This window comes from Pseudomonas sp. AE27 (assembly GCF_037113495.1).
Lineage (GTDB): Bacteria > Pseudomonadota > Gammaproteobacteria > Pseudomonadales > Pseudomonadaceae > Aquipseudomonas > Aquipseudomonas palmensis.
Genome location: NZ_CP146966.1, coordinates 715709 through 735644 on the forward strand (window position 1 = coordinate 715709; position 19936 = coordinate 735644).

Annotated in this window: 16 protein-coding genes; 11 read left to right on the forward strand and 5 right to left on the reverse strand. The window is 62.4% G+C overall.

What is annotated here, in order from left to right; genetic code table 11:
* Positions 1-80: 80 nt before the first annotated feature.
* Positions 81-899 carry a pyruvate, water dikinase regulatory protein gene (locus V9K84_RS03365; protein ID WP_043864615.1) on the reverse strand — a complete coding sequence of 273 codons (819 nt, stop codon included), beginning with the start codon at positions 897-899 and terminating at the stop codon, positions 81-83.
* Between the two features lie 177 nt (positions 900-1076).
* Between V9K84_RS03365 and ppsA the strand changes: the two genes are divergently transcribed.
* The 9 genes from ppsA (at position 1077) to V9K84_RS03410 (ending at position 10342) form a co-directional block, all read left to right on the forward strand.
* Positions 1077-3452: a phosphoenolpyruvate synthase gene (ppsA, locus tag V9K84_RS03370; RefSeq protein WP_043864614.1), complete on the forward strand. Its 2376-nt coding sequence runs from the start codon at positions 1077-1079 to the stop codon at positions 3450-3452.
* 108 nt (positions 3453-3560) lie between these two features.
* Positions 3561-4553, forward strand: coding sequence for an alpha/beta fold hydrolase (locus tag V9K84_RS03375; protein WP_043864613.1), 993 nt, complete (start codon positions 3561-3563; stop codon positions 4551-4553).
* Between the two features lie 91 nt (positions 4554-4644).
* Positions 4645-5133 (forward strand): ribonuclease E activity regulator RraA, encoded by a 489-nt coding sequence (gene rraA / locus V9K84_RS03380; RefSeq protein ID WP_043864612.1) that lies wholly within the window; start codon positions 4645-4647, stop codon positions 5131-5133.
* A 27-nt stretch (positions 5134-5160) separates the two neighbouring features.
* A complete protein-coding gene (locus V9K84_RS03385) occupies positions 5161-6156 on the forward strand; it encodes a zinc transporter ZntB (RefSeq protein WP_043864611.1) in 996 nt (331 codons plus the stop codon).
* 92 nt (positions 6157-6248) lie between these two features.
* Entirely contained in the window at positions 6249-6503 is a 255-nt protein-coding gene (locus tag V9K84_RS03390) for a CrfX protein (RefSeq protein ID WP_173925061.1), read from the forward strand.
* 2 nt (positions 6504-6505) lie between these two features.
* Positions 6506-7330, forward strand: coding sequence for a mechanosensitive ion channel domain-containing protein (locus tag V9K84_RS03395; protein WP_043864609.1), 825 nt, complete (start codon positions 6506-6508; stop codon positions 7328-7330).
* Between the two features lie 88 nt (positions 7331-7418).
* Positions 7419-8009: an RNA polymerase sigma factor SigX gene (gene sigX / locus V9K84_RS03400; protein ID WP_026001337.1), complete on the forward strand. Its 591-nt coding sequence runs from the start codon at positions 7419-7421 to the stop codon at positions 8007-8009.
* Positions 8010-8118: 109 nt separating this feature from the next.
* Positions 8119-9162 carry an OmpA family protein gene (locus tag V9K84_RS03405; RefSeq protein ID WP_043864608.1) on the forward strand — a complete coding sequence of 348 codons (1044 nt, stop codon included), beginning with the start codon at positions 8119-8121 and terminating at the stop codon, positions 9160-9162.
* Between the two features lie 154 nt (positions 9163-9316).
* Positions 9317-10342, forward strand: a complete 1026-nt coding sequence (locus V9K84_RS03410) for a quinone-dependent dihydroorotate dehydrogenase (RefSeq protein ID WP_043864607.1) — start codon at positions 9317-9319, stop codon at positions 10340-10342.
* Between the two features lie 93 nt (positions 10343-10435).
* On the opposite strand, the gene V9K84_RS03415 is transcribed toward V9K84_RS03410, so the two are convergent.
* Positions 10436-10651: a ribosome modulation factor gene (locus V9K84_RS03415; RefSeq protein WP_078479587.1), complete on the reverse strand. Its 216-nt coding sequence runs from the start codon at positions 10649-10651 to the stop codon at positions 10436-10438.
* Positions 10652-11191: 540 nt separating this feature from the next.
* Between V9K84_RS03415 and rlmKL the strand changes: the two genes are divergently transcribed.
* The gene (gene rlmKL / locus V9K84_RS03420; protein WP_078479588.1) at positions 11192-13390 is read left to right on the forward strand and encodes a bifunctional 23S rRNA (guanine(2069)-N(7))-methyltransferase RlmK/23S rRNA (guanine(2445)-N(2))-methyltransferase RlmL; all 2199 of its coding nucleotides are present in this window, start codon (positions 11192-11194) and stop codon (positions 13388-13390) included.
* Between the two features lie 84 nt (positions 13391-13474).
* On the opposite strand, the gene dacB is transcribed toward rlmKL, so the two are convergent.
* The gene (dacB, locus tag V9K84_RS03425) at positions 13475-14938 is read right to left on the reverse strand and encodes a D-alanyl-D-alanine carboxypeptidase/D-alanyl-D-alanine-endopeptidase (RefSeq protein ID WP_043864605.1); all 1464 of its coding nucleotides are present in this window, start codon (positions 14936-14938) and stop codon (positions 13475-13477) included.
* 215 nt (positions 14939-15153) lie between these two features.
* Between dacB and V9K84_RS03430 the strand changes: the two genes are divergently transcribed.
* Positions 15154-15498: a YggL family protein gene (locus tag V9K84_RS03430; RefSeq protein ID WP_043864604.1), complete on the forward strand. Its 345-nt coding sequence runs from the start codon at positions 15154-15156 to the stop codon at positions 15496-15498.
* A gap of 42 nt (positions 15499-15540) precedes the next feature.
* On the opposite strand, the gene V9K84_RS03435 is transcribed toward V9K84_RS03430, so the two are convergent.
* Together V9K84_RS03435 and V9K84_RS03440 are read right to left on the reverse strand one after the other, a co-directional pair.
* The gene (locus V9K84_RS03435; RefSeq protein ID WP_088514241.1) at positions 15541-19194 is read right to left on the reverse strand and encodes a transporter substrate-binding domain-containing protein; all 3654 of its coding nucleotides are present in this window, start codon (positions 19192-19194) and stop codon (positions 15541-15543) included.
* 8 nt (positions 19195-19202) lie between these two features.
* Positions 19203-19829, reverse strand: a complete 627-nt coding sequence (locus V9K84_RS03440) for a response regulator transcription factor (RefSeq protein WP_043864602.1) — start codon at positions 19827-19829, stop codon at positions 19203-19205.
* Between the last annotated feature and the right edge of the window lie 107 nt (positions 19830-19936).

The following is a 19936-nucleotide window of genomic DNA, read 5'->3' on the forward strand; positions in this document are numbered from 1 at the left end:
GGTAAAAAGAAGCCCCGGCCTGTGCCGGGGCTTTCTTTTGGCGGGGTGGGCCGCTGCGCCGGCAAGGCCGGCCGGGCGGCTTACTTGAAGCGCCGCTCCACGCCTTTCTCCACCAGGATCTTGGCGGATATCTCTTCCACCGAAAAATGCGTGGAGTTGATGTTGGGAATGTTCTCGCGCCGGAACAGGTTCTCCACCTCGCGCACCTCGAACTCGCACTGGGCAAAGCTGGCGTAGCGGCTGTTGGGCTTGCGCTCGTGGCGAATGGCAGTGAGGCGGTCGGGGTCGATGGTCAGGCCGAACAGCTTGTGCTGGTGGTTCTTCAAGGCCGGTGGCAGCTGCAGGCGCTCCATGTCGTCTTCGGTCAGCGGGTAGTTGGCTGCGCGAATGCCGAACTGCATGGCCATGTACAGGCAGGTGGGGGTCTTGCCGCAGCGCGATACGCCCACCAGGATCAGGTCGGCCTTGTCGTAGTAGTGGGTGCGCGCACCGTCGTCGTTGTCCAGGGCGAAGTTCACCGCCTCGATGCGCTCCATGTAGTTGGAGTTGCCGCCGATCGAGTGCGATTTGCCCACCGAATACGACGAATGGGCGGTCAGCTCCTGTTCCAGCGGCGCCAGGAAGGTCGAGAAGATGTCGATCATGAAGCCGTTGGAGGTAGCCAGGATCTCGCGGATATCCTGGTTGACGATGGTGTCGAAGATGATCGGGCGCACGCCGTCGCGTTCTGCGGCGGTATTGATTTGCTGTACCATGGTGCGCGCTTTGTCCACGGTGTCGATGTACGGTCGCGTGAACTTGTTGAACCCGATGCTCTCGAATTGTGCCAACAAGCTTTGTCCCAGCGTTTCGGCAGTGATGCCGGTGCCGTCGGAAATAAAGAAAGCAGATCGTTTCATTTGCGCCTTGGGCCTTAAGCTGGTGACGATTCTTGGATATGATACGTTCGGTTTGCCGAACATCCCTGGTCGGCATTCTCACTTATTTTCCAGGTCCAGGCCACAAACGCCCGGTACGGTCACAGCGAACTGACCGGCGTCATGAGCTTTTCCAACACAGTTAGTGGAGAGATCACCTTGGTAGAGTACGTAGTTTCCCTCGATAAGCTCGGCGTCCATGATGTAGAGCATGTGGGGGGCAAGAACGCATCCCTCGGAGAGATGATCAGTAATCTCGCGGGCGCCGGTGTATCGGTCCCCGGCGGCTTTGCCACTACGGCTCAGGCGTACCGTGACTTTCTCGAGCAGAGCGGCCTGAACGCCCAGATCCATGCCGCCCTCGACGCGCTGGATGTGGATGACGTCAATGCCCTGGCCCGCACCGGCGCACAGATCCGCCAGTGGATCATGGAAGCCGAATTCCCCGAGCGGCTGAACACCGAAATCCGTACCGCCTTCGCCGAAATGTCCCAGGGCAACCCGAACATGGCTGTCGCCGTGCGTTCCTCGGCCACTGCCGAAGACCTGCCGGACGCCTCGTTTGCCGGGCAGCAGGAAACCTTCCTGAACATCCGCGGCGTGGACAACGTGATCCGCGCGGCCAAGGAAGTGTTCGCCTCGCTGTTCAACGACCGCGCCATTTCCTACCGCGTGCACCAGGGCTTCGACCACAAGCTGGTGGCCCTGTCGGCCGGCGTGCAGCGCATGGTGCGTTCCGAAACCGGCACCGCCGGCGTGATGTTCACCCTGGACACCGAGTCGGGTTTCCGTGACGTGGTGTTCATCACCGGCGCCTACGGCCTGGGCGAAACCGTCGTGCAGGGCGCAGTCAACCCCGACGAATTCTACGTGCACAAGGGCACCCTGCAAGCCGGGCGCCCGGCCATCCTGCGCCGCAACCTGGGCAGCAAGGCCATCAAGATGATCTACGGCGACGAGGCCAAGGCCGGTCGTTCGGTCAAGACCGTCGATGTCGACAAGGCCGACCGCACCCGTTTCTGCCTGAGCGACGAAGAGGTCAGCGAGCTGGCCAAGCAGGCCATGATCATCGAGCAGCACTACAAGTGCCCGATGGACATCGAGTGGGCCAAGGACGGTGACGACGGCAAGCTGTACATCGTGCAGGCGCGCCCTGAAACCGTGAAGAGCCGCGCCCAGGCCAACGTCATGGAGCGCTACCTGCTCAAGGAAACCGGCACCGTGCTGGTGGAAGGCCGTGCCATCGGCCAGCGCATCGGCGCCGGCAAGGTGCGGATCATCAAGGACGTTTCGGAGATGGACAAGGTCCAGCCCGGCGACGTGCTGGTGTCCGACATGACCGACCCGGACTGGGAACCGGTGATGAAGCGCGCCAGCGCCATTGTGACCAACCGTGGCGGGCGTACCTGCCACGCCGCGATCATTGCCCGTGAACTGGGCATTCCAGCGGTGGTCGGGTGCGGCAACGCCACCCAGCTGCTCAAGGATGGCCAGGGCGTGACCGTGTCGTGCGCCGAAGGCGATACCGGCTTCATCTTCGAAGGCGAGCTGGGCTTCGACATTCGCCAGAACTCGGTAGATGCCATGCCCGACCTGCCGTTCAAGATCATGATGAACGTCGGCAACCCGGATCGCGCATTCGATTTTGCCCAGCTGCCCAACGCCGGTGTCGGCCTGGCGCGCCTGGAATTCATCATCAACCGCATGATCGGCGTGCACCCCAAGGCACTGCTCAACTATGCCGGCCTGCCGGCCGAGCTCAAGGAAAGCGTCGACAAGCGCATTGCCGGCTACGGCGATCCGGTCGGTTTCTACGTCGAGAAGCTGGTCGAGGGCATCAGCACCCTGGCCGCAGCGTTCTGGCCGAAGAAGGTCATCGTGCGCCTGTCGGACTTCAAGTCCAACGAGTACGCCAACCTGATCGGCGGCAAGCTGTACGAGCCGGAAGAAGAAAACCCGATGCTGGGCTTCCGTGGCGCCTCGCGCTACATCAGCGAATCGTTCCGTGACTGCTTCGAGCTCGAGTGCCGTGCACTCAAGCGCGTGCGCGACGAAATGGGCCTGACCAACGTCGAGATCATGGTGCCGTTCGTACGGACCCTGGGCGAAGCCAGCCAGGTGGTCGACCTGCTGGCCGAGAACGGCCTGGGCCGTGGCGTCAACGGCCTGCGTGTGATCATGATGTGCGAGCTGCCCTCCAACGCGATCCTGGCCGATGAGTTCCTCGAGTACTTCGACGGGTTCTCCATCGGGTCCAACGACCTGACCCAGCTGACCCTGGGCCTGGACCGCGACTCCGGCATCATTGCGCACCTGTTCGACGAGCGTAACCCTGCGGTCAAGAAGCTGCTGGCCAACGCCATCCAGGCCTGCAACAAGGCCGGCAAGTACATCGGTATCTGCGGCCAGGGCCCTTCCGACCACCCTGACCTGGCCAAGTGGCTGATGGAGCAGGGCATCGAAAGCGTCTCGCTGAACCCTGACTCGGTGCTCGAAACCTGGTTCTTCCTGGCCGAGGGCCAGGCCCAGGCCTGATGCGCTGAAGAGGAGCGGCCGCCAGCCAGGAGGCGTCGGGCGGCCGCTTCAACGGATTTTCAGGGCGTGATCCAGTGATGGGCTCGCCCTTTTTTGTGCAAGTAACCTATGCAAAGCAGCAGTACTCTTTTTCCCGTTGCCCTGCTCAGTGCCGAGCGGCGCGGCGACCTCAGCGAAGATGTGTATCGGCTCAAGGCCGGCAACAGCCCCGACCGTACGGTCGAGCTGGCGCTGACACGCCTTGGCATGGCCGACCAGAGCGAGGTGCGCGGTGCCCCGGTCATCCTGTTGCATGGCAGCTTTTCCAACCGGCGCTTCTGGTTCTCGCCGCGCGGTATCGGCCTGGGCGCGACCCTGGCACGCGCCGGTTTCGACGTGTGGATACCGGAAATGCGCGGCCATGGGCTGTCACCCCGCAACCGCGACTACCGCCACAACCGTGTGGCGGACTATGCCCGTTACGATCTGCCGGCAATTGCCGCGTTCGTGTGCGAGGTGAGCGGGCGCACCCCGCACTGGCTTGGCCACTCGCTGGGCGGTACCACGCTGGCGGCAGCATTGGGCGGGGCTTACCTGGCCCAGGAGCAGGTCGCCAGTGCGGCCTTTTTCGGCACTCAGGTCAGCCGTACCTACTGGCCATTGAAAATCCCACCGGTGGAGTGGGGCGGGCGCCTGCTGCTCAAGCGCTTTGCACACCTGTCAGGTTCGCGGCTCAAGCGCGGGCCCGAAGATGAGCCCATCGGCCTGGCGCTGGAAAGCATGCGCTGGTTCGGCCTGTTCGGACGCTTTGGCGACAAGCAGAGCGACTGGTGGGCCGGGCTTGCCGAGGTGCGCGTGCCAGTGCTGGCGGTGGCTGGGGCCGGAGATCACCAGGACCCGGTGTGGGCCTGTCGCAAGTTGTTCGAGCAAATAGGCAGCGAGCACAAGCGTTTCGTGCGGCTGGGGCGCGAGGAAGGCTTCGACAATTTCGGTCATGTCGATATGCTGGTCAGCAAACCGGCCCAGGCCCAGGTGTGGCCGCTGGTGGAGCGCTGGCTGAGCGACCCGCAGGCCATGCTGGCCCCGGCCGAGACAGGTGACCCGCAGCCCGTCGGCGTGTAGCCTTGGTTAAACGCCGGTGCGCCGGCTTCGTCTTTTCAGTGAACGTGTGAAATCCGCTTTCCATTCAATTGGCCATCGACAGGAGTTTCCCATGCATTACCTTACCCCCGACTTGTGTGACGCCTACCCGGACCTGGTGCAGGTGCTGGAGCCGATGTTCAGCAACTTCGGCGGCCGCGATTCGTTCGGCGGTCAGATCGTCACCGTCAAGTGCTTCGAGGACAACTCGCTGGTAAAGGCGCAAGCCGACCTGGATGGCAAGGGCAAGGTGCTGGTGGTCGACGGCGGCGGTTCGCTGCGCCGGGCGCTGCTGGGTGACATGATTGCCGAGAAGGCCGCCAAGAATGGCTGGGAAGGGCTGGTGATCTACGGTTGCGTGCGTGACGTGGATGCGCTGGCGCAAACCAATCTGGGTGTGCAGGCGCTGGCCAGCCACCCGATGAAGACCGACAAGCGCGGCATTGGTGACCTGAATGTGGTGGTCACGTTCGCTGGTGTGACCTTCCGGCCGGGGGAGTACGTGTACGCTGACAACAACGGTGTCATCGTGTCGCCCAGCCCGTTGAAGATGCCCGAGTAATTTTCGCTGACGGTGCGTGGGGTAGGGATGTTCGAGGAAGAAAACGCGCAGTGGGGGCTGGTGCATGCCCTGGTACTCGATGGCAAGGGCGGTGCGCGTTCGATCGCTCGAACCGAACTGGACGATCTGCAGTTGCAGCCGGAGCAGAGCCTGTGGCTGCACTGGGATCGCAGCCACCCGCAAACCCAGACCTGGCTGCGCCATGACAGCGGCCTGAGCCCCTTCGCCTGTGACCTGCTGCTGGAGGAAAACACCCGGCCGCGCCTGGTGCCTTTACCGGATGCGCAGATGTTGCTGTTTCTGCGCGGGGTCAACCTCAACCCGGGCGCCGAACCCGAAGACATGGTGTCGGTGCGTATCTTCGCCCAGGCGCAGCGGGTGATTTCGCTGCGCCTGCGGCCGCTGCGGGCCACCGACGAGCTGCTTCAGCAACTGGACGAGGGGCGTGGCCCGACCACGGCCTCCGAGCTGTTGCTGAGCCTGGCCCAGTTGCTGACCGAAAAGGTCCAGGCGCTGGTGTCGGACCTGTCCGAAGTGGTGGATGAAGAGGAAGAAAAACTCGAATCCGACGAACGGTATACGCCTGAGCACGGCAGCCTGCAGCAGATGCGGCGGCGCGCCGCCGGCCTGCGTCGGTTCCTGGCGCCGCAGCGGGAAATCTATGCGCAGCTGGCGCGCAACAAATGGCCATGGTTCGCGCCGGACGATGCCGACTACTGGAACGAGCTCAACAACAGCCTGATCCGCTACCTCGAAGAGCTGGAACTGACCCGCGAGCGCGTGGCGCTGGTGCTTGAAAGCGAGGACCGGCGCCTGAGCGAACGCATGAACAAGACCATGTACCGCTTCGGAATCATCACCTGTATCTTCCTGCCCATGAGCTTTTTGACCGGCTTGCTGGGCATCAACGTGGGGGGCATTCCGGGTTCGGAAAACCCCTATGGCTTCCTTTATGCCAGCTTGCTGGTGCTCGTGCTGGCCCTGGGCCAATGGTGGCTGTTTCGCCGTCTTCGCTGGGTATAGGGGCACTTTCTTGAAATTTCCTACAACATTTGCGCAGATTGTTCATGTGACCCGCCCTATGAGCGTCTCGTCTTTGACAGACATTGCGCGAGGTGCCCATGCACGATCCGTTTGAAGAATCCCTGCGGGACCTGCTCAAGGCCTCGCCGTCCGGCAAAGACCGCGACGACGACGCCTGCCTGGGCCGGGTCCTCAAGACCGCCAACCGTCAGGTAGGCGCGGGCGATCTGTTCAGCCTGCTCGGCCGTTGGAGCCAGGCGCTGATGATCGCCGTGAACAATGGCTCGGCGCATGTCGCGCCGGTGCGTCGTAACGCTTCTGCCCGTAAAGCTGATAAGGCTGATTGATTATGGAACTTGATCTCTGGACCCAGAGCCTGGTGGCGGCGATGACCGCCTTGTGGACCAAAGTCGCCAACTTCATCCCCAACCTGTTTGGGGCGCTGGTGGTGGTGCTGCTGGGCTTTGTGGTTGCCAAGCTGCTCGATACCCTGTTGTCCAAGCTGCTGGCCAAGCTTGGCCTGGATCGCCTGATGGGCGGCACCGGCCTGACCAAGATGCTCAGCCGGGTGGGCATCCAGGTGCCGATCTCGACGCTGATCGGCAAGATCGTCTACTGGTTCGTGCTGCTGATCTTCCTGGTTTCGGCCGCCGAATCCCTGGGGCTTGAACGTGTTTCGGCGACCCTGGACATGCTGGCGCTGTACCTGCCCAAGGTGTTTGGCGGTGCGCTGGTGCTGCTGGCCGGTGTGCTGCTGGCCCAGATCGTCAACGGCCTGGTGCGCGGTGCCGCCGAGGGCATCGGCCTGGAATACGCCGCAGGGGTCGGGCGTATCGCCCAGGGCCTGGTCATCATCATCAGCATTTCGGTGGCCATCAGCCAGTTGGAGGTCAAGACCGACCTGCTCAACCACGTGATTGTCATCGGGTTGATTACCGTTGGTCTGGCAGTTGCGCTGGCCATGGGCCTGGGCAGCCGTGAAATCGCCGGGCAGATCCTGGCTGGAATTTACGTACGTGAGCTCTATCAGGTCGGCCAGCAGGTCCAGATTGGCGAGGTCGAGGGGCAGATCGAAGAGATCGGCACGGTCAAGACGACCGTGCTCACCGACGAGGGTGAACTGGTATCGCTGTCGAACCGGATCCTCCTGGAGCAGCGGGTCAGTAGCCGCTAACCGGGCAAATCCTGCTAATGTATGCCGCCGCAAAATCGCCCAGGCAGGGCGAGCGGCGACAATGACCTGACTGTCGGCCAGATTTGTTTTGAATAAAGTTCACTCGCTGCCCATGCGTTACGACCCCCGCGAGCTCACTGATGAGGAGTTGGTGGCGCGTTCGCATGAGGAGCTTTTTCATGTTACTCGCGCCTATGAAGAGCTCATGCGGCGCTACCAGCGGACCCTTTTTAACGTGTGTGCACGTTATCTGGGGAACGATCGGGATGCTGACGATGTCTGTCAGGAGGTGATGTTGAAGGTGCTGTACGGCCTGAAGAATTTCGAAGGCAAGTCGAAATTCAAGACCTGGCTCTACAGCATCACCTACAACGAATGCATCACCCAGTACCGCAAGGAGCGGCGCAAACGTCGTTTGATGGATGCGCTAAGTCTCGATCCGCTCGAGGAGGCCTCTGAAGAGAAGGCCCCCAAACCGGAAGAGAAAGGCGGGCTGGATAAATGGCTGGTTCATGTGAACCCGATCGACCGCGAAATCCTGGTGCTACGATTTGTCGCAGAGCTGGAGTTCCAGGAGATCGCCGACATCATGCACATGGGCCTGAGCGCCACGAAAATGCGCTACAAGCGTGCGCTCGACAAGCTACGCGAGAAATTTGCGGGCCTCACCGAAACTTAGTGAGTCGCAAATATCTCTAACGTATCGACAAGGTCTGCTAAACTTGTCGACGAGTTGTCCCCCGGGTTTGGTGGGACTACTTAACAATCACCAGATGGGGATTTAACGGATGAAATTGAAAAACACCTTGGGCTTGGCCATTGGTTCTTTTGTTGCCGCAACTTCCTTCGGCGCTCTGGCACAAGGCCAAGGCGCAGTCGAAATTGAAGGCAACGTCACCAAGCAGTACTACGACAGCGAGCGTAACTTCAAGAACGACGGCACCAATCCTGGTGTTCGCCTCGGTTACTTCCTGACCGACGACGTGTCCTTGGACCTGGGCTACAACGAGACTCACAACGCTCGTGGCGACGTGTTCAACAAGGACATCAAAGGTTCCAAGGCCAAGCTGGACGCCACCTACCACCTGGGTACCGTTGGTGACGCAATCCGTCCTTACGTATCGGCTGGTTTCGCTCACGAGAGCCTGGGCCAAGCTACCCGTAACGGTCGCGATCACTCCACCTTCGCCAACCTGGGCGCTGGCGCCAAGTGGTACATCACCGACAACCTGTTCGCCCGTGCTGGCGTTGAAGCGATGTACAACATCGACAACGGCAACACCGAGTGGGGCCCATCCCTGGGTCTGGGTCTGAACTTCGGTGGTAGCGGTGGCAAGGTTGCACCGACTCCTGCGCCAGCTCCAGTAGCTGAAGTCTGCTCCGACAGCGACAACGATGGCGTGTGCGACAACGTCGACAAGTGCCCTGACACCCCAGCCAACGTCACCGTTGACGCTGATGGCTGCCCGGCTGTTGCTGAAGTCGTTCGTGTAGAGCTGGACGTCAAGTTCGACTTCGACAAGTCGGTCGTCAAGCCAAACAGCTACGGCGACATCAAGAACCTGGCTGACTTCATGAAGCAGTACCCATCCACCACCACCACTGTTGAAGGTCACACTGACTCCGTCGGTCCTGACGCTTACAACCAGAAGCTGTCCGAGCGTCGTGCAAACGCCGTGAAGCAGGTTCTGACCAACCAGTACGGTGTTGAGTCGAACCGCGTTGAATCGGTTGGCTACGGTGAGACCCGTCCGGTAGCTGACAACGCCACCGAAGCTGGTCGCGCTGTCAACCGTCGCGTTGAAGCTCAAGTAGAAGCCCAAGCCAAGTAATTGGTCTGACGCTTGAGAAAAGCCCGGCTCCGGCCGGGCTTTTCTTTGCCTGCGATTTGATCGGGCGGTGGGTGCAAGGCGTACGCGGGCCTGTCTTCGTGGCGGCTGCACCGCTATAATCGCTGCCTTCCCACACCTCGAGCTAAGCCTGCCCATGTATACCCTGGCCCGCCAGCTGCTGTTCAAACTGTCCCCGGAAACCTCCCACGACCTGTCGCTGGACCTGATCGGTGCAGGTGGGCGCCTGGGCCTCAACGGGCTGTTGACCAAGGCGCCGGCGCAGTTGCCGGTAACCGTCATGGGCTTGCAGTTCGCCAACCCGGTCGGGCTGGCAGCGGGGCTGGACAAGAACGGTGCCGCCATCGACGGCTTCGCTCAACTGGGCTTCGGTTTCGTCGAGATCGGCACCGTGACCCCGCGCCCGCAGCCAGGCAATCCCAAGCCGCGGCTGTTCCGCCTGCCTGAAGCCGAGGCGATCATCAACCGCATGGGCTTCAACAACCTGGGCGTCGACCATCTGCTCGAGCGTGTGCGTGCGGCCAATTACCATGGCGTGCTGGGCATCAATATCGGCAAGAACTTCGATACCCCGGTGGAGCGGGCAGTGGACGATTACCTGATCTGCCTGGAGAAGGTCTACGGTCACGCCAGCTACGTCACCGTCAACGTCAGTTCGCCCAACACCCCGGGCCTGCGCAGCCTGCAGTTTGGCGATTCGCTCAAGCAACTGCTCCAGGCCCTGGCCGAGCGCCGTGAGGCGTTGGCCCTGACCCATGCCAAGCGCGTACCACTGGCCATCAAGATTGCCCCGGACATGAGCGATGAGGAAACCGCACAGGTGGCGTCGGCTTTGCTGGCCACTGGCATGGACGCAGTGATCGCGACCAACACCACCCTCAGCCGCGAAGGTGTGGAAGGCCTGGCGCATGCTGACGAGGCCGGTGGGCTGTCGGGCGCCCCGGTACGCGACAAGAGTACCCACACGGTGCGCATGCTGGCCGCCGAACTGGGTGGCAAGCTGCCGATCATCGCAGCAGGCGGTATCACCGAAGGCAAGCACGCCGCCGAGAAGATCGCTGCCGGTGCAAGCCTTGTGCAGATCTACTCCGGGTTCATCTACAAGGGGCCTGCGCTGATTCGCGAGTCGGTGGACGCCATCGCCGCCATGGGGCCACGCTGAGCGGGCATAAAAAGGGCCCCTCAAAAGGGGCCCCTGGGCCGCAGCCCGCCGCTCGGATAGAGCGTGCATGGTGACTAGAATTCAGATCCTCGTTCAGCCAACGGCGTGAAGTTCGTTGAGTCTATGGATACCCGCAGTGCCGGTCATACCGTCCCAGTTGTCGCCACGTCCCTCGCGCCAGCCGTTGACCCAGGCTTGGCGTACTGACGGTAGAGTAAAAGGGCAAAGCTCGCGGGATTTGCCGGTGACCCCATATTGGTAGCCACGTAAAAATGCTCTTTCCAACGGATCACGCTTAAGTCTTCTCATAGGGTGTTGCCCTCACTTGTTGACTGTAATGTCCCGTCGGCCTCGGCTGAGGCCGGGCAGAGTCGTTCTGCCGGTTATGCGCTCGCTGCCGGCGTGGCGAGCTGGAAGTGTTGCCCCGTTGCAGGACAACCTGATACGAGTTCTAACCAATGCAGGTCACAGTGTGAATGATCGTTTTGTCATAAGGACGTAACCTTTCCAAGGGTCAGGGGATAAGTAAAAAATTGCTTCAGCGGCGAAATGAAGGCAAAGCCAGCTATGATCAGGCTTTGCTCATGGCTCAGGTCAGAACGCCATCGTTGAGAATCACTTCCAACGCAGGGGCTCAAAACGACGAAGGGTCATAAAAAGTCGCAGTTTTACTAGAATTTTTCATTCTGCCGGACGATCAAAGCCTTTTTACCCTGGGGTAAATGGCCGTTGTCCGGCGGCCCGGCGCCATGTCAGCGCCATTCGAACGCCTGCTGGAAGGCGTTCGATCAAACAGCGAAGGGGCGATGCGCTTGCCTTTTCACCTATTGCTCAAGGCTTGGATTACTCATGTCGGACCGTTTCGAACTCTATCTCACCTGCCCCAAGGGCCTGGAAGGCCTGCTTGCCGAAGAAGCCCGTGGGCTGGGCCTGGAGGATGTGCGAGAGCACACCTCGGCCATTCGCGGCGAAGCCGACATGGAAACCGCCTATCGCCTGTGCCTCTGGTCGCGTCTGGGCAACCGCGTACTGCTGGTGCTCAAGCGCTTCAACATGAAGAACGCCGATGACCTGTATGACGGGGTCAACGCCGTCGACTGGCAGGATCACCTGGAAGCCACTGGCAGCCTGGCCGTGGAGTTCAGCGGGCACGGCTCGGGCATCGACAACACCCACTTCGGCGCGCTCAAGGTCAAGGATGCCATCGTCGACAAGCTGCGCAATGCGGCGGGCGAGCGGCCTTCGGTAGACAAGCTCAACCCCGATCTGCGTGTGCACCTGCGCCTGGAACGCGGCGAGGCGATTCTGTCCCTGGACCTGTCCGGCCACAGCCTGCACCAGCGAGGCTACCGTCTGCAGCAGGGGGCTGCGCCACTGAAGGAAAACCTTGCCGCTGCCGTGCTGATCCGTGCCGGCTGGCCGCGTATTGCCGCCCAGGGCGGCGCGCTGGCCGACCCGATGTGCGGTGTGGGTACCTTCCTGGTGGAGGCGGCGATGATTGCCGCCGATATCGCGCCGAACCTGCGCCGCGAGCGCTGGGGCTTCAGCGCCTGGCTGGGTCACGTGCCGGCGCTGTGGCGCAAGCTGCACGACGAGGCCAAGGCGCGCGCCGAAGCCGGGCTGGCACGTCCGCCGCTGTGGATCCGCGGCTACGAGGCCGATCCGCGGCTGATCCAGCCAGGGCGCAACAACGTCGAGCGTGCGGGCCTGAGCGACTGGATCAAGATCTACCAGGGCGAAGTGGGCAGCTTCGAGCCGCGTCCCGACCAGAACCAGAAGGGCCTGGTAATCTGCAACCCGCCCTACGGTGAGCGTCTGGGTGATGAAGCCAGCCTGCTGTATCTCTACCAGAACCTGGGCGAACGCCTGCGCCAGGCCTGCCTGAACTGGGAGGCGGCGGTATTCACCGGCGCGCCCGATCTGGGCAAGCGCATGGGTATTCGCAGCCACAAGCAGTACGCCTTCTGGAACGGCGCGCTGCCGTGCAAGCTGCTGCTGATCAGGGTGCAGCCCGATCAGTTCGTCACCGGCGAGCGTCGTCAGCCAGAGCGCGAGCGGGGCAGCGAGCCGAGCGAGCCCGTGGTTTCAGTCGCCAGCGAGCCGGCGCGTCTGAGCGAAGGCGGGCAGATGTTCGCCAACCGCCTGCAGAAGAACCTCAAGCAGCTGGGCAAGTGGGCCAAGCGCGAGAACATAACCTGCTACCGCGTCTACGATGCCGACATGCCGGAATACGCGCTGGCCATCGACCTCTACCATGACTGGGTGCATGTTCAGGAGTACGCCGCGCCGCGCTCGATCGACCCGGAAAAAGCCCAGGCGCGCCTGTTCGATGCCTTGGCGGCGATCCCCCAGGCGCTGAACATCGACCAGAGCCGCGTGGTGATCAAGCGGCGCGAGCGGCAATCCGGCACCAAGCAGTACGAGCGCCAGAGCAGCCAGGGTCAGTTCACCGAGGTGAGCGAAGGCGGCGTCAAGCTGCTGGTCAACCTGACCGACTACCTCGATACCGGGCTGTTCCTCGACCATCGCCCGATGCGCATGCGCATCCAGCGCGAGGCGGCCGGCAAACGCTTCCTCAACCTGTTCTGCTATACCGCCACGGCCAGCGTGCATGCGGCCAAGGGTGGCGCGCGCAGCACCACCAGTGTCGACCTGTCGAAAACCTACCTGGATTGGGCGCGGCGCAACTTCTCGCTCAACGGCTTCTCGGACAAGAACCGCCTGGAGCAGGGCGACGTGATGGCGTGGCTGCAGGCCTGCCGCGAGGAGTACGAGCTGATCTTCATCGACCCGCCGACCTTCTCCAACTCCAAGCGCATGGAAGGGGTGTTCGACGTACAGCGTGACCATGTGGAGCTACTTGACCTGGCCGTTGCGCGCCTGGCACCGGGTGGCGTGCTGTATTTCTCCAACAACTTCCGCAAGTTCCAGCTCGACGAACACTTGCAGGAGCGTTACGCGGTCGAGGAGATCACCGCCCAGACCCTGGACCCGGACTTCGCGCGCAACAGCAAGATCCACCGCGCATGGCGCATCCAGGCGCGCTGATGGCGCGCAGGATGTGATCAGGCGTGTGGGGGTGGCTACCTTGCAGCCACCGCCTACACGCCCGGGTGGAGCCCTGAGCCCGGCTCAGGGTTGCAGCGCTGCGGTACTGCTGTTGAGCTTTGGCTGGCGGTACAGGTCCAGCAGCACCTGGTCGAGCACTGCCGAGGCGCCCCAGGGTTTTGGGTCGTTGAGAATTGCCACCACCGCCCAGGTGTTGCCGTTGCTGTCGCGGCTGAAGCCGGCGATGGCACGCACCGTATTCAGGGTGCCGGTCTTGATGTGTGCTTCACCGGTCATGGCGGTGCGCTTGAGGCGCTTGCGCATGGTGCCGTCCATGCCGGTCAGCGGCATCGAACTGATGAATTCGGCAGCGTAGGGGCTCTTCCAGGCTGCCTGCAGCAGGGTGGCCATTTCCCTGGCGCTGACACGCTCGGCACGGGACAGCCCTGAACCGTTCTCCATGACCAGATGCGGCGCGGTGATGCCTTTCTTCGCCAGCCACTGGCGCACCACGCGCTGTGCGGCACGGGCATCGTCGCCGTCGGCATCGGTGCGGTACTGCGCGCCCAGGCTCAGGAACAGTTGCTGGGCCATGGTGTTGTTGCTGTATTTGTTGATGTCGCGGATCACCTCCACCAGGTCCGGGGAGAATGCGCGGGCCAGCAGGCGTGCACTCTTGGGAACTTCGGCAACCCGGTCAGCCCCCATGATGCGCCCGCCCAGTTCGTTCCAGATGGCACGTACCGCGCCGGCGGCGTAGGTCTGGTGGTCGAGCAGTGCCAGGTAGGTCTGGGAGTTGCAGCCGTCAGCCAACTGGCCGCTGACCACCACGCTGACGCCGTCGGCCTGGGTCACCGGGTTGTAGCGCACTTCGCCCTTGCACTGGTTACCCGGTACCGCCTTGACCTGGTTGTCGATGCGGATGCTGGCGATGGGCGGCTCTACCGATACCAGGACCTTGCCGCCATCGTTGCGTGCCACGAAGCGCAAGGCCTTGAGGTTGACCAGCAGGGAGTCGGGCTTGACCAGGAACGGCTTGTTTTCATCGCCGCCGTCGTCGTTGAACTGGGGAAGCTGGGGCTGCACGAAGTGGCTGCGGTCCAGCACCAGGTCGCCATTGATGGTCTGTACGCCGTTGGCGCGCAGGTCGCGCATCAGCAGCCAGAGTTTTTCCATGTTCAGCTTGGGGTCGCCGCCGCCCTTGAGGTACAGGTTGCCGTTGAGGGTGCCGTTGCTCAGGGTGCCGTCGGTGTAGAACTCGGTTTTCCACTGGTGGGTCGGGCCGAGCATTTCCAGCGCGGCATAAGTGGTGACCAGTTTCATGGTCGAGGCCGGGTTGACCGACACATCGGCGTTGAACACCGTGGGTGTGCCCGGGCCATTGAGCGGCAGCATCACCAGCGACAGCGCGGAGCCGTCGAGCTTGTTGGTCTTGAGGGCCTGTTGCACCTTGGGCGAAAGGGTGGTGTTGACGGGGGCGGCGTGGGCCGGCATGGCCAGTGGCAGCAGCAGGCCGGCGAACAGCAGTGAACGTAGAGATGTGGTCATTTGCACTGAAACCCTGCAGGCGAGGGGTGAAAAAAACCAGAGCGCAATAGGGTGACGGCCCCGGTATGGAAAAATATAGCGCGCATTATGCACCACGCATGCTGCCCATGTGCCTAACAATGCCTGTCAGTGCGGCGATTTTTCGGGTTTTATTCAGGCAGTTTCGCGGTGGAACTGGTAAAGTGCCGCGCGTTATTACTTAAGAGGATTGTTTCATGGCGACCAACCGTTCCCGCCGTCTGCGTAAAAAACTGTGTGTAGACGAGTTCCAGGAGCTGGGTTTCGAACTGAACCTGGAGTTCAAGGAAGACCTGTCCGACGAAGCCATTGACGCTTTCCTCGACGCCTTCCTGGATGAAGCCATGGATGCCAACGGCCTGGACTACGTCGGCGGCGACGACTTCGGTCTGGTCTGCAAGGCAGATCGTGGCTCGGTCACCGAAGAGCAGCGTGCTGCAGTGCAGGCATGGCTCAAAGGCCGCAGCGAGCTGACCAAGATCGAAGTCAGCCCGTTGCTGGATGCCTGGTATCCGGAAAAGCCGGTCAACCCGGCTAGCTGATACCTCGTCAAAGCGGCAGCCCTGGTGGCTGTCGCTTGCGTTCTACCCCTGCATCGGCCCCGTTCCCGTGGGCTGCGACAGCGCCTCCAGCGTATCGCGCAACGCCTGATCCACCTCGCTCATTGCCCTTAGCACCTGCCGTTTGCGTCGCCTGAGCACAGGTTCTGGCGCAGCGTCCTCGCACGCCGCTTCCAGCCGTTCGCAGGCCAGCATCAGCGCCTCGGACTGCACCATGCGCGCCACCCCCAGCACCTTGTGTGCAGCGTCCCTGAGTATTGCCGGCGAGCCGCGAGTATCGGCGTCGAGCAGCTGCTGACGGTCGATCGGGGCGCAACTGAGCAACTGTTCGAGCAGGCGGCGCAGTTCGCCTGGGTCGTTGCCGATGATCGGCCCCAGCCCCATCAGGTCGATCAGGGGCATGTCACCACGGGCGCGTCCTGCCGACAGGGGAGCGTCGTTCAGGCGCTGGCTGAGTTCATGCAGGGTGATGGGTTTGAGCAGACAGTCGTTCATGCCCGCGGCGTGGCAGCGATCACGCACTTCAGGTTGGGTGTTGGCGGTGTAGGCCAGGATGGTGCAGGGCGCGCGCCCGAGTATGCGCTCTTCCTCGCGTACGGCCTGGGCCAACTGGTAGCCGTCCATCTGCGGCATGTTGCAGTCCACGATCAACACGTCGAAAGGCTCCAGGCGCCATGCCTGCAGCGCACTCAGGCCGCTGTCGGCATTGGTGTGCTGCACGCCGAGAAAGTCCAGCTGCTGGCCCATCAGCAGCAGGTTGGCCGGGTGGTCGTCGACCACCAGCACCTTCACCGCCGGCGCCGGCAAGGTCGGCTGGGGCACGGGGTCGGCGAGCTTCTCGCAGGCTGCCAGCCCCGTCAGCGGCATGCTGATCTTCACCTCGGTCCCGGTGCCCGGTTCGCTATGCAGCGTCAGCTGGCCGCCCATCATGGCGCACAGGCTGCGGCTGATGACCAGGCCCAGGCCGGTGCCGCTGCGTGCCAGCGGGCTGTCGGGGGCGACCTGGGCGAAGGGCTGGAACAGGTACTGCTGGTCGGTCGCGCTGATGCCGATACCGCTGTCGCTGACCGAGAGCAGCAGTTGCAGGGTATCGGGCCCGGCGCCCGGTTGCAGGGCCAGGTCCACGCGTACCTGGCCCTGGTCGGTGAACTTGATCGCGTTGCTGACCAGGTTCGAGAGGATCTGCTTGAAGCGCAGCGGGTCGAGCAGCACGTCGCGGCAGGCGCTCTCGTCGATGACCAGGCTCAGGCTGAGGTCCTTCTGCCGGGCCAGGGCCTCGAACACCCGACCCACCGACTCCACCAGCTCACCCAGGTTGACGCGCTGGGGGCTCAGGCTCATGTGGCCGGACTCGATACGCGCGATGTCAAGGATATCGCCGATCAGCGACAGCAGGTCCCTGGCCGAGCTGTAGGCCACCTCGATGGCGGGACGGTCGAGGTGCCCGGCATCGGCGCGCTTGAGTGCCAGCTCGAGCATGCCGATCACCGCGTTCATGGGGGTACGGATCTCGTGGCTCATGGTGGCCAGGAACTTGCTTTTTGCGCGGTTGGCGTTATCGGCCTGCTCCTTGGCCTGGCGCAGTTCCTGGATCAGCTGGCGGCGGTCGCTGATGTCCAGCCAGCCGCCGATGATGCCCTGTACCTCGCCCAGCGAGTCGCGGTACGGCAGTACCCAGTGGTAGATGGTCAGCTCGCGGTTCTTCAGCATCATGGGGCGGTCGACGATCAATGGCAGGCCTTCGTTCATCACCTGCTGGTAGTCCGCCTGAAACTGACTGGCATTGTCGGCATCGGTGAGCGGCGCATCGTGGATGGACTTGCCCAGTACCTCTTCGGCGCGCGCCTCAACGGCCTGCAGGTAGCTGTCGTTGCAGCTCTTGAGCAGGCCTTGGCGGTCACGCACGTAGATCGGGTGCGGCGTGCCGTTGACCAGCGCCCGCATGAACTCGAGCTGGTCGCCCAGGGCGCGCTCGATCTGCTCGCGCTTCTTGATCTGGCGACGCATCCAGCCGTTCCAGGCCAGCGACAGGATCAGCAGCAGGCCAGTGCCCAGCACCAGTTGAATGATGAAGCGCTGGTGGCTTTGCCAGTAGGAGCTGGGTTCGCCGCTGAAATCGCGCCAGCGGCCATTGATTGCGCCCAGCTCCTGGGGCGGGATGCTAAGCAGGGCCTTGTCGAGGATGGAGGTCAGTTCGTCGGCGCCCTGGGCGGTGGCCATGGAGTAGGTCGCCGGCTCGTCGCCGATGTTGGCGCGGATGATCAGCTGCTTTTGGGTGGTGAGCCTGAAATTGGCATTGATCAGCGCGGTGACCATGCCGTCCACCTGGTGACGCGACAGCAGTTCGGCGGAGGCTGCGGGGCTTTCCGTTTCAACCAGCTCGATGCCGCCATGGCGAATGCGCAGCCCGTCGTTGAGCGTACTGCCGCGGGTCACGGCCAGGCGCTTGCCATACAGCTGGCGCAGCGATGCAGGTTCGTCCTCGCCCTTGCGCGTGACCAGCACGTAGGCGTTCTCCAGGTAGGGCCGGCTGATGTTCAGGGTGGCTTCGCGCTGTGTGCTGGGCGTGATGGTGGCGATGACGTCGGCGCGACCCTGGTGCAACTGGTCGATCATGTCGCTGATGCCGGCGCTGCGATGGATCTCGAAACGCAGGCCGGTGCGCAGACGGATCAGCTCGAGCAGGTCGGCAACGATACCTCGCAGGTTGTTGGCACTGTCGTAGAACGACAGCGGCGCGGCGTTTTCGTCCACCACCACGCGCACCACCGGGTGTGCCGCCAGCCAGCGTTGTTCGCGTGGGGAAAGTTGCAGCTTGCGATCAGTCAGCAGCATGCCGTCGCCGATGCTCCAGCGCTGGAAGATACTGGTGCGCATGGCGCTGGTGACCGCGTCCAGGGTGGTATTGACCAGCTCGAGCAGCAGCGGGTTGTCGGCGCGCAGGGCGAAGCTGAAGCCCACAGGCTCGTGTTTGCCGAAGTTCACCATCTTGAGGTTTTTCAGGTAGCCCTGGTTGATCTGGTAATAGGTCGACAAGGCGTCCCCCAGGAACACGTCGGCCTGTTCGAAGGCCACCGCGTTGAGGGCATTGTGGTAGGAGCTGTAGGTCTGCACCGTTGCGTTGGGGTAGGTGGCGCGAACCTCGCTCAATGGCAGGTAATGGGCAACCACGCTCAGGCGCAGCCCCTTGAGGCCGTTGTCCAGTGCCCGGGTTTCATTTTCGCGGGTGACCAGCACCGGCAGGTCTTCGGCATAGGGGCGCGACAGGGCCACCTCGGGGAGGGCGGCATCGTAGCCATTGGCACTTCCCAGCAGGTCGATGTGCCCGTCTATCAGGGCTTGCAGGGCCTTGTCGCGGTTGGCGAAGCGCTTGACCCGAATGGGCCGGTTCAAGGTATTGCCGATCAGGCCGGCGTAGTCGGCGGTCAGGCCCTCGTAATCGCGGCCACTGGCGGTGATGTCGAACGGCGCGTAGTCCGGTGCCGAAGTGCCCAGTACCAGCACGTCATGCTTGTCGAGCCAGTCGGCCTGGGCCGGTGTGGGGGTTACAGCCATGGCCGCCAGGCCGCTGCGGCTGAGCAGCTCGTAGCTGCGCTCGCCGGGTTCATTGGCGCAGAGCGAAGGGGCGAGACAGGCCCCGGCGAACAGCAGGCAGAACAACAGAAGACGTTTGGCCATGCTCGCACTCATACCAGCGCGTTGCGTTTGGCCATCTCGATCAGTTCCACCAGCGAGTTGGCCTTGAGTTTCTGCATCAGGCGTTTTTTATAGGTGCTCACGGTTTTATTGCTGAGAAACATGCCGGACGCAATTTCCTTGTTGCTCTTGCCCTGGGCAAACAGTTGCAGAACCATCAGTTCGCGATCATTGACGGTCTTGAACAGTTCCATCTCGCTGTCGCCGCTGTCCTGATGGCGAAGTGGGTTTATTGCCTGGCTGGGGAAATAGTTGTAACCGGAAAGTACCGCCTTGATGGCACTGAGCAACTCGCTGAGGTCCTCCTGCTTGCATACATAACCGCAGGCGCCCGACAACATGCAGCGTGTTGCAAACAGTACGGGTGATTGCGCAGTCAGCACCAGAACCTTCATCGGTACGGCCATGCTGTTGAAGCGTGACAGCACTTCCAGGCCATCCAGCTTGGGGATGCCGATGTCGAGGATGATCAGGTCGGGCACGGTTTCGCGGGTCATCTGCATGGCGTCCACGCCATTGTCGGATTCGCCGGTGACCCGATAACCCTCGTTCTCCAGCAACATGCGTACAGCCAGGCGAATGACGGGATGATCGTCGACAATAAATACGGAGTGCATAATCACCTTCCAGGTAGGGGCCATAAAGAAGCCGCACCATAGCCCAGTTGGAAGGCGTGCACGTAAATAGAGTTGCGCTCAAACTTAATATGGGAAAATTCCTACAA